Below are 16101 nucleotides of genomic sequence, written 5' to 3' on the forward strand. Positions count from 1 at the left end.
AGAGGTAATATTTTGACTCTTGTCACAGAATATTTCAGAAACTTTAATAAACAGCATTTTACGACGGAATTGGTGCAGTGGTTCTTGCGGGAACAACGACAGTTACCGTGGCGTGAAACCAAAAATCCTTATCATATCTGGATCAGTGAAATCATGCTGCAACAAACACGGGTCGATACAGTGATTCCATATTACCAGCGGTTTACGGAACGGTTTCCGACACCCCACGATTTGGCGTCGGCCGACCAAAGTGAAGTCTTAAAATATTGGGAAGGCTTAGGGTACTATTCCCGGGTTAAGAACCTTCAAATCGCAGTTCAGGAAGTTGTTGAAAAATATGACGGGATCGTACCGGATGAAAAAGAACGGTTTGAAAGTTTACGGGGAGTCGGTCCCTATACGACCGGTGCGGTTCTCTCAATTGCCTACGGCCACCCGGAGCCTGCCGTCGACGGGAACGTCATGCGTGTCTTATCGCGTGTCCTCGGAATTTATGACGACATTGCCGCACCGAAAACACGAAAAGTCTTTGAAGCGGCCGTTCATGAATTGATTGATCATGCGGATCCGTCAAGCTTCAATCAAGGGTTGATGGAACTCGGTGCAATGGTCTGTACACCGAAATCACCGATGTGCGGACTGTGTCCGGTCAATGATGTCTGTTTTGCTTACGACCGCTCGGTTCAGGCGGAATTGCCTGTCAAAACAAAAAAAGGTAAAACACAGACGATCCGGTACGATGCATTGGTCTATGAAGAAAACGGACAAGTCGCCGTCATGCAACGTCCGGAAACGGGACTGTTGGCCGGCATGTGGCAGTATCCGTTAGTGGAATCGACGGAAGAGCAACCCGGAATGCAAATCGGCAGTGTAAAACACATCTTTTCGCACCGGATATGGGATATTACGGTTTATCGTGTTGCGACACAACCGGAAGGAACCGTTCTGATGGATGAACAGACATATGACAAGCAACCGATTTCGGTCGCCCAAATGAAGATTGATCGCCTATTAAAGGAGGAACTCTGATGAATCGTTTTTATTCAGAAACGAAAGTGCCGGCGACAAAAGACCAAGCCTGGTTCTTTTTAAGTGATGCCAAAGCCTTGACGGGAATGACGACGTTTCCGAAAGTGCAGACCATCGGGGACACCCGGACATATGCCGGCAATACAATTCAGCTGAAGGTCGGTGTTCCACCGTTTTTTGTAAAATGGGATTCGATCATCCCGATGGTCGGCAAAGATGCATTTGTTGACGTCGGAGTGAAGGTACCGTTTCCTTTCTCTGCGTGGTGTCATACACACCGTGTCGAAGAGCGCCCGGACGGTGTCTATATGATTGATGACTTAATTTATAAATCGTATTTACCGAAAGTACTGGTGGATTTATTTATTTTGAAACCGATGTTTCAGCAACGGAAACAGGCGATTTTACATCATTTTTCAAGTTAAATACCAGTCATTTTTCTGAAAAAGTAGCCTTTCGTTTTTCATGTGTTCTGAAAATGGGTATAATAAGCACGAGAGTATTGAAAAAACTGAATAAAAAGCTTCAGAAAGGAGTAGCACATGAGTCGATTCCCAAAAGAAAGTAGCAAGATTGAGATTCAAAGTTTCAAACATAACGGCAGCTTACACAGAGTTTGGGAAGAAACGCTCGTGCTTAAATCGACGGAAGAAGAATTGATTGGATTCAATGACCGGATCATGGTCAGTGAATCGGATGGTCGTCAGTGGCGAACACGAGAACCCGCGATTTGTTATTTTTCGACAGAACTTTGGTTTAATGTAATCTGTATGATTCGTGAAGACGGTATCTACTATTACTGCAACTTGGGTTCACCTTCGACGTTTGATGAAAAGGATCGAGCAGTCAAGTACATTGATTATGATTTAGATATCAAAGTCTATCCGGACATGTCTTACATGATTTTGGATGAGGATGAGTACGAGAAACATCGCCGGGAGATGAACTATCCGAAAGCGATTGATCGTATTCTGAAAGACAACGTTCAGATTTTGATTCAATGGATCCGCAGTCGCAAGGGTCCGTTTAACCCGGCATTCGTTGAAACGTGGTATCGTGAATACGAAACAAGGTATCGGAGATGATGGTTCGCCATCGTCTTTTTTTAGTGGAAAGAAGGGGAACACATGGGTAAAGCAAAGCAAAAACAGTTAAAAAAGAAGGGTTCCATCAGACGGTACATGGAATTCGTCAAACCGTATAAAAAACAAATTCTTTTGACGGTATTCGTCGGGATCATCAAGTTTTCGATTCCGCTCGGATTGCCGCTTCTCTACAAGTACATCATCGACAATCTGCTCGATAATCAAACGGTTCCGCTCGCGGAACGCAGTAAAGAACTTGCCTATTTGATCGGCGCCGGATTCTTCGTTTTTCTCGTCATCAAACCGCCGCTTGAATACATCCGGCAGTATTTGGCCCAGTGGTCGGCATCAAAAATTTTGTTTGATGTCCGGAACCGGCTGTTTGATCATGTCCAGAAGCTGTCACTCCGCTTTTATTCGAACACGAAGACCGGGGAAGTCATCTCCCGGATCATCAACGATGTCGAACAGACAAAGGATTTTGTTGTTACCGGGTTGATGAACTTATGGCTCGACATGATTACGATTTTGATAGCGATTGCTATCATGTGGACAATCGATCCGAAGCTGACGCTCGTTGCGATCATTCCGTTGCCGTTTTATGCACTCGCGGTCAAGTTCTTTTATGGACGACTCCGCAGTCTGACACGTGACCGTTCGGCGGCACTTGCTGAGCTGCAGGGGCACTTGACGGAGCGGGTCAACGGAATGGCGGTCATTCGCAGTTTTGCGCTTGAACCCCATGAAAATCAGGCGTTCAAGAAACAAAACGATGGCTTCTTGACGGCAGCATTACGTCAAACGAACTGGAATGCCCGGACGTACGTCGTCGTCTCGACGATTACCGATTTTGCCCCGATTCTGATTTTCGGCGCAGCGGCTTTCCTTGTGCTGAACGGTCAGGAATCACTCGGGACGATGGTCGCCTTCATCGCTTATATCGATCGTCTGTACGCACCGCTCGGTCGTCTTGTCAACTCGTCGACGACATTGACGCAGTCGATTGCCTCGATGGACCGGATGTTTGAATTCCTCGATGAGCCATATGATATTACGGAAAAAGCCAATGCGAGAAATCCGGTTCATGTCAAAGGGAACGTCCAGTTTGAAAATATCAGCTTCTCGTACGAAGAAGGTGGCGAACGGGCGATTGACCGGTTGACACTTGATGTTCAGGCGGGAGAACGGATTGCCTTCGTCGGGATGTCGGGTGGCGGGAAATCAACGCTCGTCAGTCTGATTCCTAGATTTTACGATGTCTCGTCCGGACGGATCACGCTTGACGGGGTCGATATTCGCGATTTGAAGTTGCGTGGTTTACGTGATCAAATCGGGATGGTCATGCAGGAATCGATTCTGTTCAGTGAATCGGTCGAAATGAACATTAAGATGGGGAATCCCGAGGCAACGGATGAAGAGGTCATCGCGGCAGCGAAGGCGGCCAATGCCCATGAATTCATCGAACGTTTGCCGGACGGTTATAAAACACCGGTCGGCGAACGGGGTGTCAAATTGTCAGGCGGCCAAAAACAACGTCTGGCGATTGCCCGGGTCTTCCTTAAAAATCCGCCGATTTTGATTTTGGATGAAGCGACGAGTGCCCTGGATTTGGAAAGTGAATCCATGATTCAGGACTCACTTGCGCGTCTCGCGAAAGGGCGGACGACGTTTACCGTCGCCCACCGTCTTTCGACGATCACAGATGCCGATAAAATTGTCGTCATTGAAAATGGTCAGATTACGGAAATGGGACGTCATGAAGAACTGATGCGAAAACGCGGCGCTTACTTTGAACTGTATGCGATTCAAAATTTAGAGCTGGTTGAATAAAAAAAGGCTGTTCCGAAAAAATCGGAACAGCCTTTTTTGTAGGAATGATTGTTTTACAGTTGGGCAAACGCACGATTGACAGCAGCGATGGTTTCGTCGATGTCTGTTTCAGTATGTGCTGTCGTCAAGAACCAGGCTTCGTATTTCGAAGGAGCAAGGTTGACGCCTTGTTCGAGCATTAATTTGAAGAACCGACCGAACATTTCACTGTCGGCACGTTCGGCGCCCAAATAGTCAACGACCGTTTCGTCCGTGAAGTAGACCGTCAATGCACCTTTGAGACGGTTGATTGTGATCGTAACGCCATGTGTGTCGGCAGCTTCTAGAATGCCTTGTTCGAGTTTTGCACCGAGGCGGTCGAACTCTTCATACACGCCCGGCTGTTCGAGTAATTCGAGGCAGGCGATACCGGCTGCCATCGAAGCCGGATTTCCGGCCATCGTACCTGCTTGATACGCCGGACCAAGCGGAGCGACGTGTTCCATGATATCCTGGCGTCCGCCGTAGGCACCGATCGGGAGACCGCCGCCGATGATTTTTCCGAGTGCCGTCATGTCCGGACGGATGTTCAGAAGTTCTTGGGCACTGCCGTACGTGAAGCGGAAAGCTGTGATGACTTCATCATAGATGACGAGTGCGCCGTGTTCATGCGTAATTTCGTTGATAGCCTCGAGGAATCCGGGTTGCGGTTCGACGATGCCGAAGTTCCCGACAATCGGTTCGACGAGAACGCAGGCGACCTGATCGCCCCATTCTGCCATGATTTGACGATAAGATTCGATATCATTGAAGGGGGTCGTAATGACCTCTTTTGCTGTTGCCTTCGTCACACCGGCCGAATCCGGTGAACCGAGTGTTGCCGGACCGCTTCCTGCTGCAATCAGCATCAAGTCGGAATGTCCGTGATAACAGCCGCTGAATTTCACGACGAGTTCACGTCCTGTATAGGCGCGGGCGACACGGATCGTCGTCATGACGGCTTCCGTCCCCGAGTTTGTGAACCGGACCTTCTCTAAAGAAGGAATCGCCTGTTGCAGTTTATGGGCAAAGTCGATTTCCAGACGATGGGGTGTTCCGTATAATAACCCGTTACGTGAAGCATTCGTGATCGCTTCCGTAATATGTGGATGCCCGTGACCGGTAATGATCGGACCGTAAGCTGCTAAGTAATCGATGTAACGGTTGCCGTCGACATCATAGAAGTAAGCTCCTTCTCCTCGTTCCATATAGACGGGCGCACCGCCTCCGACTGCTTTATACGAGCGAGATGGGCTGTTCACACCTCCGACGATACATTTTTGGGCCACTTCATATAAGGATTCCGAAGTAGGACGTTTTGTATGAGTTGACATGATGATTCCTCCAATCATTGATACGTGAAAAATATCACGATATGATTGTATCATGTCCGTCAAACGTAGAGCAGAGCCGTTGACGGAAAGGAAGAATGTAGGTAGACTAATTATAAAGATTACAATCTAATAATCAATGAAAGATAGAAATGAGGGGATGACGTGGCGAACGAGATGCTAGATGATGCAGTACGCTCTTTACGTGAATCAGGCGTTCGGATGACACCACAACGTCATGCGATTTTGGAATATTTAACGACGGGACATACACATCCGACGGCAGATGAAATTTATCGTGCGCTCGAACATCGTTTTCCAAATATGAGTGTGGCGACAGTTTATAATAATCTACGGGTCTTCCGTGAAAAAGGAATCGTAGAAGAGATGAATTATGGAGATGCTTCCAGTCGTTTTGACTTCGTCACGACGCGTCATTACCATATGATTTGCGAAGGATGCGGAAAAATCGTCGACTTCAATTACCCTGTCCTGGATGACGTCGAGACTGTTGCGGCGCATTTAACAGGCTTTAAAGTAGACCGCCACCGTCTTGAGGTTTACGGGACTTGCCCGGATTGCCAATCGAACGTGCATTAAAAAAACGAGCTTCCTTTTAACGGGGAGCTCGTTTACTGTGTTTGTTGTACTTTTCATCGAATTCTTTTCCTTCAAGGTTACGATCCATCGTCAGAGGTTCGTCGCAGTGCATACATAAATCAACGCGTCCGAGGACTTTCGTTTCTTTACCGCAATTCGGGCAGGTGACGACGGCAGCTTTCGTCGAAGTAAGTCCGATCAGGAAATAGAGCGCTGTGCTGGCAAGGACCATGACAAACCCGACAAGCATTAGGATGACCATGATGATTTCGAATTGTTTTAACAAAAGACCGCCATACATGACAAGCATTCCGCCGAATACGAGGAACATTGCCAAGTTACGGGCCCGGTTTATTTTATTCTTACGTTGTTTTTTCACATGAATTCCCCCTGTAGCCAGTCTAGCATATTGTGGGATCGAGTCAGAAGCAGGAACGATTGATTTTTTGTCGAAAATGGTAACGGACGAATGATCAGAGTAACGAGTACGGAGTAGAGAAGGGTGAGAAGGAAATGGAACAGGCAACACGAACAATTTATTCAGAATATGCGGCTTATCCGGAGACACAGGGAATCATCGCCGTTGAGAAAAGACAACCGAGAGACTCTTTAACCGATCAATTTGATGTTTTACTGTTAGTCATTACACGAGATCCTTCCGTCGAGTGGACCGTTAAGCATTATCGATTGAATACATTGCGGGTTTCATTACATCTTGTGCATGAACAAGTCCTCTCCCGTTGGTTAATCTTAAATGCAAATCGCCGGGCCGTCCATTGGGTGTCGGAAGGAACCATCATTTTTGAACGGAATGACTACTTAACGGATTTGAAAAAACAATTACGCAACTTCCCGGAGACGGAACGCTGCTTACAGATGTCGTTGTCATTCGCTAAATTACTGCGTCGTTTTCAGGATGGACGGAATCTATTCAGCCGCGGTAATTATTATGATGCTTATACGCATGTCCATCATGCATTGCATCATCTGGCCCGGCTTTCCGTTCTCGAAAAGGGAGCGCATCCGGAAGTCGTCGTTTGGGAACAGGCCCGGTTGGACGATCCGGATGTCTATAAGTTATATGAACAACTTCTGTTGAGTGAAGAAACACTGGAACAACGGATTCACTTGGCGTTAATCGGATTAGAACATCTGTTGCAGTCAAAAGTCTTGTCCGGTGGTAAATACTTATTTGAAGTCATGCGAGAGCGGGATCGTCCTTGGACGATGCATGAATTGATGGAAGAAAGTCGTCTGACAGAATTGAAGGTTGATTTAGGGAGCCTAGTTGATTTTTTCATTCGGAAAGGATTGATCCGAATTTCGTATCAACGGACAAAAGGACTTGGTGTGGAACTCGTGACATACGAACCGGTCGTGTGATAGACCGGTTTTTTGTTTTTTTTAATAAATATAGAACCAGCATATATAGAAGAAAAAAATAACGAAAAGAAAAATTAAGAAAAAGCATTGACGTTATTATCTCGAGATAGTATATTAATACATGTCGACAGGCACACGCCATTGACGCAATGAAAAAAACAAGAAAAAAACGGTTGACGCATAAGTTATTCCGTGATATCTTATTAAAGTCGCTGAAAACGACACGACGAACTTTGAAAACTGAACGATGAGGCAAAAAACGTATCTTCGGATACAAACAATGAATGAAGCGCAAGCTTCGTCAACGTGACTCCGGTCACAAAAACGAGCAAGTCAAACACTTTATGGAGAGTTTGATCCTGGCTCAGGACGAACGCTGGCGGCGTGCCTAATACATGCAAGTCGAGCGCAGGAAGCTCACGGAACTCTTCGGAGGGAAGTGAAGGGAATGAGCGGCGGACGGGTGAGTAACACGTAAGGAACCTGCCCCAAGGATTGGGATAACTCCGAGAAATCGGAGCTAATACCGAATAGTTCTTCAGACCGCATGGTCTGATGATGAAAGGCGCTTCGGCGTCACCTTGGGATGGCCTTGCGGTGCATTAGCTAGTTGGTGGGGTAATGGCCCACCAAGGCGACGATGCATAGCCGACCTGAGAGGGTGATCGGCCACACTGGGACTGAGACACGGCCCAGACTCCTACGGGAGGCAGCAGTAGGGAATCTTCCACAATGGACGAAAGTCTGATGGAGCAACGCCGCGTGAGTGATGAAGGTTTTCGGATCGTAAAACTCTGTTGTAAGGGAAGAACAAGTACGAGAGGGAATGCTCGTACCTTGACGGTACCTTGCGAGAAAGCCACGGCTAACTACGTGCCAGCAGCCGCGGTAATACGTAGGTGGCAAGCGTTGTCCGGAATTATTGGGCGTAAAGCGCGCGCAGGCGGCCTTTTAAGTCTGATGTGAAAGCCCCCGGCTCAACCGGGGAGGGTCATTGGAAACTGGAAGGCTTGAGTACAGAAGAGAAGAGTGGAATTCCATGTGTAGCGGTGAAATGCGTAGAGATGTGGAGGAACACCAGTGGCGAAGGCGACTCTTTGGTCTGTAACTGACGCTGAGGCGCGAAAGCGTGGGGAGCAAACAGGATTAGATACCCTGGTAGTCCACGCCGTAAACGATGAGTGCTAGGTGTTGGGGGGTTTCCGCCCCTCAGTGCTGAAGCTAACGCATTAAGCACTCCGCCTGGGGAGTACGGCCGCAAGGCTGAAACTCAAAGGAATTGACGGGGACCCGCACAAGCGGTGGAGCATGTGGTTTAATTCGAAGCAACGCGAAGAACCTTACCAACTCTTGACATCCCCTTGACCGCTTGAGAGATCAAGTTTTCCCTTCGGGGACAAGGGTGACAGGTGGTGCATGGTTGTCGTCAGCTCGTGTCGTGAGATGTTGGGTTAAGTCCCGCAACGAGCGCAACCCCTATCCTTAGTTGCCAGCATTTAGTTGGGCACTCTAGGGAGACTGCCGGTGACAAACCGGAGGAAGGTGGGGATGACGTCAAATCATCATGCCCCTTATGAGTTGGGCTACACACGTGCTACAATGGACGGTACAAAGGGCAGCGAGACCGCGAGGTGGAGCCAATCCCAGAAAGCCGTTCCCAGTTCGGATTGCAGGCTGCAACTCGCCTGCATGAAGTCGGAATCGCTAGTAATCGCAGGTCAGCATACTGCGGTGAATACGTTCCCGGGTCTTGTACACACCGCCCGTCACACCACGAGAGTTTGCAACACCCGAAGCCGGTGAGGTAACCGCAAGGAGCCAGCCGTCGAAGGTGGGGTAGATGATTGGGGTGAAGTCGTAACAAGGTAGCCGTATCGGAAGGTGCGGCTGGATCACCTCCTTTCTAAGGAAAACGTCCCGTACGGGACATGCCCATCGTTCAGTTTTGAGAGCTCGTCTCTCAACGTCTCGATAGAGACACTCGCACCTTGAAAACTGAAGACATCAACAAGACATCAAACTTTTTATAACCATGTCATTAGACGTGTGTTCTTAGAATACCAAAATGCTAGATCAAGGTATGAAGGGCGTACGGTGGATGCCTTGGCACTAGGAGCCGATGAAGGACGCGACGAACAGCGATATGCTTCGGGGAGCAGTAAGTATGCTTTGATCCGAGGATTTCCGAATGGGGGAACCCACCATCCGTAATGGGATGGGACATGTTACATGAATACATAGTGTAGCGTGAGGCAGACCCGGGGAACTGAAACATCTAAGTACCCGGAGGAAGAGAAAGCAAATGCGATTCCCTGAGTAGCGGCGAGCGAAACGGGAACAGCCCAAACCGGAGAGCATGCTCTCCGGGGTTGTAGGACACTCTATACGGAGTCAAAAAGGAAGACAGTAGGTGAACGATCTGGAAAGGTCGGCCGAAGAAGGTGACAGCCCTGTAGCTGAAACTGTTTTCCCTCCAGAGTGGATCCTGAGTACGGCGGGACACGTGAAACCCCGTCGGAATCCGGGAGGACCATCTCCCAAGGCTAAATACTCCCTAGTGACCGATAGTGAACCAGTACCGTGAGGGAAAGGTGAAAAGCACCCCGGAAGGGGAGTGAAATAGATCCTGAAACCGTATGCCTACAAGTAGTCAGAGCCCGTTAACGGGTGATGGCGTGCCTTTTGTAGAATGAACCGGCGAGTTACGATAGCGCGCGAGGTTAAGCTGATGAGGCGGAGCCGTAGCGAAAGCGAGTCTGAATAGGGCGCCATAGTGCGTTGTCGTAGACCCGAAACCAGGTGATCTACCCATGTCCAGGATGAAGGTCAGGTAACACTGACTGGAGGTCCGAACCCACGCACGTTGAAAAGTGCGGGGATGAGGTGTGGGTAGCGGTGAAATGCCAATCGAACCTGGAGATAGCTGGTTCTCCCCGAAATAGCTTTAGGGCTAGCCTCGAGGTTGAGAGTTCCGGAGGTAGAGCACTGATTGGACTAGGGGCCCCCACAGGGTTACCGAATTCAGTTAAACTCCGAATGCCGGCAACTTATACTCGGGAGTCAGACTGCGAGTGATAAGATCCGTAGTCAAGAGGGAAACAGCCCAGACCGCCAGCTAAGGTCCCAAAGTGTATGTTAAGTGGAAAAGGATGTGGCGCTGCCTAGACAGCTAGGATGTTGGCTTAGAAGCAGCCACCATTCAAAGAGTGCGTAATAGCTCACTAGTCGAGTGGCGCCGCGCCGAAAATGTAACGGGGCTAAACATACCACCGAAGCTGCGGATTCCGTAAGGAATGGTAGGGGAGCGTTCCAAACCGCTGTGAAGCTGTACCGGAAGGAGCAGTGGAGCGTTTGGAAGTGAGAATGCCGGTGTGAGTAGCGAAAAGAGGGGTGAGAATCCCCTCCGTCGAAAGCCCAAGGTTTCCTGAGGAAGGCTCGTCCGCTCAGGGTTAGTCTGGACCTAAGCCGAGGCCGAAAGGCGTAGGCGATGGATAACAGGTTGATATTCCTGTACCACCGATCCACCGTTTGAACAATGGGGGGACGCAGGAGGATAGTGACGCATGCGGATGGAAGTGCATGTGTAAGTTTCGAGACCGTCTGATTGGCAAATCCGTCAGGCATCAAAGTCGAGGAACGATGCGGAGTCCCGTAGGGACGAAGGTCACGATTTCACACTGCCAAGAAAAGCCTCTAGTGAGGTGGAAGGTGCCAGTACCGTAAACCGACACAGGTAGGCGGGATGAGAATTCTAAGACGCGCGGGATAACTCTCGTTAAGGAACTCGGCAAAATGGTCCCGTAACTTCGGGAGAAGGGACGCTCTACATGAGTAGAGCCGCAGTGAATAGGCCCAAACGACTGTTTAGCAAAAACACAGGTCTCTGCTAAATCGCAAGATGACGTATAGGGGCTGACGCCTGCCCGGTGCTGGAAGGTTAAGGGGATGGGTTAGCGCAAGCGAAGCTTTGAACCGAAGCCCCAGTAAACGGCGGCCGTAACTATAACGGTCCTAAGGTAGCGAAATTCCTTGTCGGGTAAGTTCCGACCCGCACGAAAGGCGTAACGATTTGGGCACTGTCTCAACGAGAGACCCGGTGAAATCATAGTACCTGTGAAGATGCAGGTTACCCGCGACAGGACGGAAAGACCCCATGGAGCTTTACTACAGCCTGATATTGAGGCTTTGTGCATGATGTACAGGATAGGCGGGAGACGTCGAGACCGGAGCGCCAGCTTCGGAGGAGTCACCCTTGGGATACCGCCCTTCATGCATAGAGTCTCTAACTCGCAGCCGTCATCCGGCTGGAGGACCGTGTCAGGCGGGTAGTTTGACTGGGGCGGTCGCCTCCTAAACAGTAACGGAGGCGCCCAAAGGTTCCCTCAGAATGGTTGGAAATCATTCGTAGAGCGCAAAGGCAGAAGGGAGCTTGACTGCGAGACCTACAAGTCGAGCAGGGACGAAAGTCGGGCTTAGTGATCCGGTGGTTCCGCATGGAAGGGCCATCGCTCAACGGATAAAAGCTACCCTGGGGATAACAGGCTGATCTCCCCCAAGAGTCCACATCGACGGGGAGGTTTGGCACCTCGATGTCGGCTCATCGCATCCTGGGGCTGGAGTAGGTCCCAAGGGTTGGGCTGTTCGCCCATTAAAGCGGTACGCGAGCTGGGTTCAGAACGTCGTGAGACAGTTCGGTCCCTATCCGTCGTGGGCGCAGGAAATTTGAGGAGAGCTGTCCTTAGTACGAGAGGACCGGGATGGACGCACCGCTGGTGTACCAGTTGTTCCGCCAGGAGCATCGCTGGGTAGCTACGTGCGGACGGGATAAATGCTGAAAGCATCTAAGCATGAAGCCCCCTCCAAGATGAGATTTCCCTTTGAGTAATCAAGAAAGACCCCTCAGAGACGATGAGGTAGATAGGTCACGGGTGGAAGCATGGCGACATGCGGAGCTGAGTGATACTAATCGGTCGAGGCCTTGTTCTAGCAGATGCATTGTTGATGACTTCAGTTTTGAGGGCGCGAGCCTTTCAAAAAAATGCTTGACGTTATGGAAACATAATGTTAAGATAATAGATGTCTGGTGGCGATAGCCAAGTGGTCACACCCGTTCCCATGCCGAACACGGAAGTTAAGCACTTGAACGCCGAAAGTAGTTGGGGGCTTCCCCCTGTGAGGATAGGACGCTGCCAGGCGATCGTTCCGCAATAGCTCAGTGGTAGAGCAACCGGCTGTTAACCGGTAGGTCGTAGGTTCAAATCCTACTTGCGGAGCCATTAATTACTTCTTCACCACATGCAATGGAGAGCTGTCCGAGTGGCCGAAGGAGCACGATTGGAAATCGTGTAGGCGTCATAAGCGTCTCAAGGGTTCGAATCCCTTGCTCTCCGCCATATCATTTTTAATTATTGAGATGGCCCGTTGGTCAAGCGGTTAAGACACCGCCCTTTCACGGCGGTAACACGGGTTCGATTCCCGTACGGGTCACCATTTTTTATCATCGCGGGGTGGAGCAGTCTGGTAGCTCGTTGGGCTCATAACCCAAAGGTCGTCGGTTCAAATCCGGCCCCCGCAATTATTACATACGGTCCTGTGGTGTAGCGGTTAACATGCCTGCCTGTCACGCAGGAGATCGCGGGTTCGAATCCCGTCAGGACCGCCATTGTTAAGGCTTTGTAGCTCAGTCGGTAGAGCAGAGGACTGAAAATCCTCGTGTCGGCGGTTCGATTCCGTCCAAAGCCACCATATGATTTTTAAATGTTTTCCCATTTGTGGGGGGGTAGCGAAGTGGCTAAACGCGGCGGACTGTAAATCCGCTCCCTCGGGTTCGGCGGTTCGAATCCGCCCCCCCCCACCACTTTAGGGGCATAGTTTAGCGGTAGAACTACGGTCTCCAAAACCGTCAGCGCGGGTTCGATTCCTGCTGCCCCTGTTTTATTATGGCGATTGTGGCGAAGTGGTTAACGCACCGGATTGTGATTCCGGCATTCGTGGGTTCAATTCCCATCAGTCGCCCTTTTATTATTGGGCTGTGGCCAAGTGGTAAGGCACTGGATTTTGATTCCAGCATGCGAAGGTTCGATCCCTTCCAGCCCAGCTTTTTGTGCGGAAGTAGTTCAGTGGTAGAATACGACCTTGCCAAGGTCGGGGTCGCGGGTTCGAATCCCGTCTTCCGCTCCAATAAATGGCGCCATAGCCAAGTGGTAAGGCAGAGGACTGCAACTCCTCTATCGTCAGTTCGATTCTGACTGGCGCCTCCAATCATTTTTAATTAAATAGTTTTGCAAGAGATTGTGCCGGTGTGGCGGAACTGGTAGACGCGCACGACTCAAAATCGTGTTCCTTTGGAGTGTCGGTTCGATTCCGACCACCGGTATCTTGCGGGTGTAGTTTAGTGGTAAAACCTCAGCCTTCCAAGCTGATGATGAGGGTTCGATTCCCTTCACCCGCTTTTACCTTTTTACAATCTCATTCAAGAATTATCTGATTATGCGGGTGTAGTTTAGTGGTAAAACCTCAGCCTTCCAAGCTGATGATGAGAGTTCGATTCTCTTCACCCGCTTACCTGAAAAGAGCAAAGTGTCGTTTTAATTGACACTTTGCTCTTTTTGTTTAGCCATTATATTATTCAAAGCAATAAGGGAAAGGAGAGATCAGATGCGTGGAGACATGTTAAAAAGAGAGTTACAAGCGTATGCAAAAGAAATCGGAATTGATGAGTTTCGAGTGACGACAGCCGATCCATTTTTAGTTATGAAGCAACGGCTCATGGAACAGCAAGAAAAAGGATATGCTTCCGGGTTTGAAGAACCGGATCTCGAACGTCGGACGACACCTGCATTATTGCTTGAAGATGCTGTCTCCATCATTGCGATTGCTGTTGCTTATCCCAGTAAACTAAAAGACGCACCACGCGGAAAAGAAGGAGAACGGCGTGGGATCTTCGGACGCTCTTCCTGGGGGCTTGACTATCATCAAGCTTTAAAACAGCGTTTGACGCTGCTCGAAGAAAAAATTCAGGAGCTGTCACCCGGAGCCCGGTCCCGTTCGATGGTCGATACGGGGGAACTGGTGGACCGGGCAGTCGCAGAACGGGCCGGTATCGGCTTCAGCGGGAAAAACTGTTCCATCATCAGTGAGGAGCATGGTTCTTATCTGTATCTCGGGGAACTGATTACAGATCAATATCTGCCGCCGGATGAATCTGTGGAAGAACTGTGCGGTTCGTGTAATAAATGTCTTGATGCCTGTCCGACGGATGCACTGATTGAACCGGGTGTCATCGATGCAAAACGGTGTATCTCCTTTATTACACAAACGAAGACACTCATTCCCGAGCATTTCCGATATGCTTTAGGGAATCGTCTATACGGATGCGACACGTGTCAGCAAGTCTGTCCCTATAACCGCAAGAAAAATGCGACACAGCACAGCGAACTGCAACCCGATCCGGAACAGGTCAAACCGTTATTGATTCCGTTGCTTTCACTCAGTAATCGCGAATTTAAATCACGGTTCGGTTCATTGTCGGGCGCATGGCGCGGAAAAAAACCGATTCAACGGAATGCCGTCTGTGCGCTCGTTCATTACCAGGACCGGACGGCACTTGATGCTTTACGGTTGATGGCCGAAACCGATCAGCGCGAAGATATGCGGGCGCTTGCGATTTGGGCTGTCGGTCGGATTGCCGGTCAAGAAGCGGAAGACTACATTCAAAAACGACTGTTGACGGATTCTGCTGAAGATGTTCAAGTGGAAGGGAACCGTTTGCTTGAGGAATGGGGGAACGGACATGCCATATAAAAAGATGTCATATACGTTTGGTGAGTTGGTCATCGGTTGGGAAGAAGAGGAAGTCGTCTATCTTGATTTTGGACATGATATGGCTCGTCTGAAGAAGTATCTTGATCCGGCTGCTTACTATGAGGCATCGTTGCCTGATTTTCTGGCCGACGCACTGGATGCCTATGAACAGGGACAGCCGGAAGCATTGAATACCATCTCTTGTCGCCTGGAAGTGACTGCTTTTCAGCACCGTGTTTTGGAGGCTTTACGATCGATTCCGTTCGGACAGACAGCCAGTTACGGACAACTTGCACGAATGATTGGTTCCGACAAGGTGGCCCGTGCCGTCGGTGGGGCCTTGAACCGGAATCCGATTGCTTTGATTTATCCGTGTCACCGGATTATTGGGGCATCCGGTAAAATGACGGGGTTTGCCAGCGGTATTGCCCATAAAGAAGCGCTGCTTGCGCATGAGTTAGGAGAGAAGAATTAATATGGCTATTCACGTCGTTATGTATCAACCAGAAATTCCGCAAAATACAGGTAACATTTCACGGACATGCGCAGCAACGCATTCCGTCTTGCATTTAATCCGACCGCTTGGATTTTCAACGGATGATAAACAGTTGAAACGGGCAGGTCTTGATTATTGGGAGTTTGTTGATGTCAGGTATCATGATTCGTTGGAAGAATTATGGGATAAACATCCGGATGGGACGTTCTACTATATTACGAAGTATGGAGAGAAATATCCAAGCCAAGTCGATTTGTCGAACGTTGAAGAAGACTACTTTTTCGTTTTCGGACGGGAAACAAAAGGATTGCCGTTAAACGTCATCGATGAGAATCTGGAACGATGCATCCGTCTTCCGCAATCGAATCTTGTACGTTCGCTTAATGTCTCGAACACGGCCGCAATCATCGTGTATGAAGCGCTCCGACAACAAGGATATGCCAATCTATTGTAAAACAACAAATCCCCCTGACCCGAATGACCGGGCAGGGGGATTTGTTTTATTCGTTACCTTCAGGTTTTTTAT

General features: G+C 49.4%; 11 protein-coding genes, 15 tRNA genes and 3 rRNA genes. 27 read left to right on the forward strand and 2 right to left on the reverse strand.

The window, feature by feature from the left end:
- Positions 1-12 precede the first annotated feature (12 nt).
- From mutY to EXIG_RS03530, 4 genes are all read left to right on the forward strand, one after another.
- Complete coding sequence (gene mutY, locus EXIG_RS03515) at positions 13-1029, forward strand: A/G-specific adenine glycosylase (RefSeq protein ID WP_012369559.1); 1017 nt, start codon at positions 13-15, stop codon at positions 1027-1029.
- Entirely contained in the window at positions 1029-1454 is a 426-nt protein-coding gene (locus tag EXIG_RS03520) for an SRPBCC family protein (RefSeq protein WP_012369560.1), read from the forward strand. The genes mutY and EXIG_RS03520 overlap by 1 nt, the downstream gene beginning before the upstream one ends.
- A gap of 117 nt (positions 1455-1571) precedes the next feature.
- Entirely contained in the window at positions 1572-2114 is a 543-nt protein-coding gene (gene ntdP / locus EXIG_RS03525) for a nucleoside tri-diphosphate phosphatase (RefSeq protein WP_012369561.1), read from the forward strand.
- Positions 2115-2156: 42 nt separating this feature from the next.
- Positions 2157-3944: an ABC transporter ATP-binding protein gene (locus EXIG_RS03530; RefSeq protein WP_012369562.1), complete on the forward strand. Its 1788-nt coding sequence runs from the start codon at positions 2157-2159 to the stop codon at positions 3942-3944.
- A 53-nt stretch (positions 3945-3997) separates the two neighbouring features.
- Here the strand turns inward: EXIG_RS03530 and EXIG_RS03535 are convergent, their stop codons facing one another.
- Positions 3998-5296: a glutamate-1-semialdehyde 2,1-aminomutase gene (locus EXIG_RS03535; RefSeq protein ID WP_012369563.1), complete on the reverse strand. Its 1299-nt coding sequence runs from the start codon at positions 5294-5296 to the stop codon at positions 3998-4000.
- 174 nt (positions 5297-5470) lie between these two features.
- Here EXIG_RS03535 and perR point away from each other — a divergent pair, with 174 nt between their 5' ends.
- Entirely contained in the window at positions 5471-5893 is a 423-nt protein-coding gene (gene perR / locus EXIG_RS03540) for a peroxide-responsive transcriptional repressor PerR (RefSeq protein ID WP_251027441.1), read from the forward strand.
- 16 nt (positions 5894-5909) lie between these two features.
- Here the strand turns inward: perR and EXIG_RS03545 are convergent, their stop codons facing one another.
- Entirely contained in the window at positions 5910-6272 is a 363-nt protein-coding gene (locus EXIG_RS03545; protein ID WP_012369565.1) for a DUF2614 family zinc ribbon-containing protein, read from the reverse strand.
- 134 nt (positions 6273-6406) lie between these two features.
- Here EXIG_RS03545 and EXIG_RS03550 point away from each other — a divergent pair, with 134 nt between their 5' ends.
- From EXIG_RS03550 to trmL, 22 genes are all read left to right on the forward strand, one after another.
- On the forward strand, positions 6407-7276 hold the full coding sequence (locus tag EXIG_RS03550; RefSeq protein ID WP_012369566.1) for a nucleotidyltransferase-like protein: 870 nt from the start codon (positions 6407-6409) through the stop codon (positions 7274-7276).
- A 341-nt stretch (positions 7277-7617) separates the two neighbouring features.
- Positions 7618-9179, forward strand: a 16S ribosomal RNA gene (locus tag EXIG_RS03555).
- Between the two features lie 168 nt (positions 9180-9347).
- A 23S ribosomal RNA gene (locus EXIG_RS03560) occupies positions 9348-12262 on the forward strand.
- A gap of 93 nt (positions 12263-12355) precedes the next feature.
- Positions 12356-12471: ribosomal RNA gene (rrf, locus tag EXIG_RS03565) — 5S ribosomal RNA — on the forward strand.
- The 16S, 23S and 5S rRNA genes sit together here with 15 tRNA genes alongside, the layout of an rRNA operon.
- Before the next feature lie 6 nt (positions 12472-12477).
- Positions 12478-12552: transfer RNA gene (locus EXIG_RS03570), tRNA-Asn, on the forward strand.
- Positions 12553-12578: 26 nt separating this feature from the next.
- A tRNA-Ser gene (locus EXIG_RS03575) sits at positions 12579-12669 on the forward strand.
- Between the two features lie 22 nt (positions 12670-12691).
- Positions 12692-12766 (forward strand) — tRNA-Glu (locus tag EXIG_RS03580).
- 11 nt (positions 12767-12777) lie between these two features.
- Positions 12778-12851: transfer RNA gene (locus EXIG_RS03585), tRNA-Met, on the forward strand.
- 11 nt (positions 12852-12862) lie between these two features.
- Positions 12863-12938 (forward strand) — tRNA-Asp (locus EXIG_RS03590).
- Between the two features lie 7 nt (positions 12939-12945).
- A tRNA-Phe gene (locus EXIG_RS03595) sits at positions 12946-13021 on the forward strand.
- Positions 13022-13049: 28 nt separating this feature from the next.
- Positions 13050-13133: transfer RNA gene (locus tag EXIG_RS03600), tRNA-Tyr, on the forward strand.
- Between the two features lie 4 nt (positions 13134-13137).
- A tRNA-Trp gene (locus EXIG_RS03605) sits at positions 13138-13208 on the forward strand.
- Positions 13209-13218: 10 nt separating this feature from the next.
- Positions 13219-13291: transfer RNA gene (locus EXIG_RS03610), tRNA-His, on the forward strand.
- Positions 13292-13301: 10 nt separating this feature from the next.
- A tRNA-Gln gene (locus EXIG_RS03615) sits at positions 13302-13373 on the forward strand.
- A gap of 8 nt (positions 13374-13381) precedes the next feature.
- Positions 13382-13456 (forward strand) — tRNA-Gly (locus tag EXIG_RS03620).
- Between the two features lie 6 nt (positions 13457-13462).
- Positions 13463-13536 (forward strand) — tRNA-Cys (locus EXIG_RS03625).
- A gap of 35 nt (positions 13537-13571) precedes the next feature.
- Positions 13572-13652 (forward strand) — tRNA-Leu (locus EXIG_RS03630).
- Positions 13653-13656: 4 nt separating this feature from the next.
- Positions 13657-13727: transfer RNA gene (locus tag EXIG_RS03635), tRNA-Gly, on the forward strand.
- A 40-nt stretch (positions 13728-13767) separates the two neighbouring features.
- Positions 13768-13838, forward strand: a tRNA-Gly gene (locus tag EXIG_RS03640).
- A gap of 95 nt (positions 13839-13933) precedes the next feature.
- Entirely contained in the window at positions 13934-15079 is a 1146-nt protein-coding gene (gene queG / locus EXIG_RS03645) for a tRNA epoxyqueuosine(34) reductase QueG (RefSeq protein WP_012369567.1), read from the forward strand.
- Positions 15069-15554: a methylated-DNA--[protein]-cysteine S-methyltransferase gene (locus EXIG_RS03650; RefSeq protein WP_012369568.1), complete on the forward strand. Its 486-nt coding sequence runs from the start codon at positions 15069-15071 to the stop codon at positions 15552-15554. The genes queG and EXIG_RS03650 overlap by 11 nt, the downstream gene beginning before the upstream one ends.
- A 1-nt stretch (position 15555) precedes the next feature.
- On the forward strand, positions 15556-16029 hold the full coding sequence (gene trmL, locus EXIG_RS03655; protein ID WP_012369569.1) for a tRNA (uridine(34)/cytosine(34)/5-carboxymethylaminomethyluridine(34)-2'-O)-methyltransferase TrmL: 474 nt from the start codon (positions 15556-15558) through the stop codon (positions 16027-16029).
- The last annotated feature ends 72 nt before the right edge of the window (positions 16030-16101 follow it).

The organism is Exiguobacterium artemiae 255-15, from assembly GCF_000019905.1.
In the GTDB taxonomy this organism is placed as follows: Bacteria; Bacillota; Bacilli; order Exiguobacteriales; family Exiguobacteriaceae; genus Exiguobacterium_A; species Exiguobacterium_A artemiae.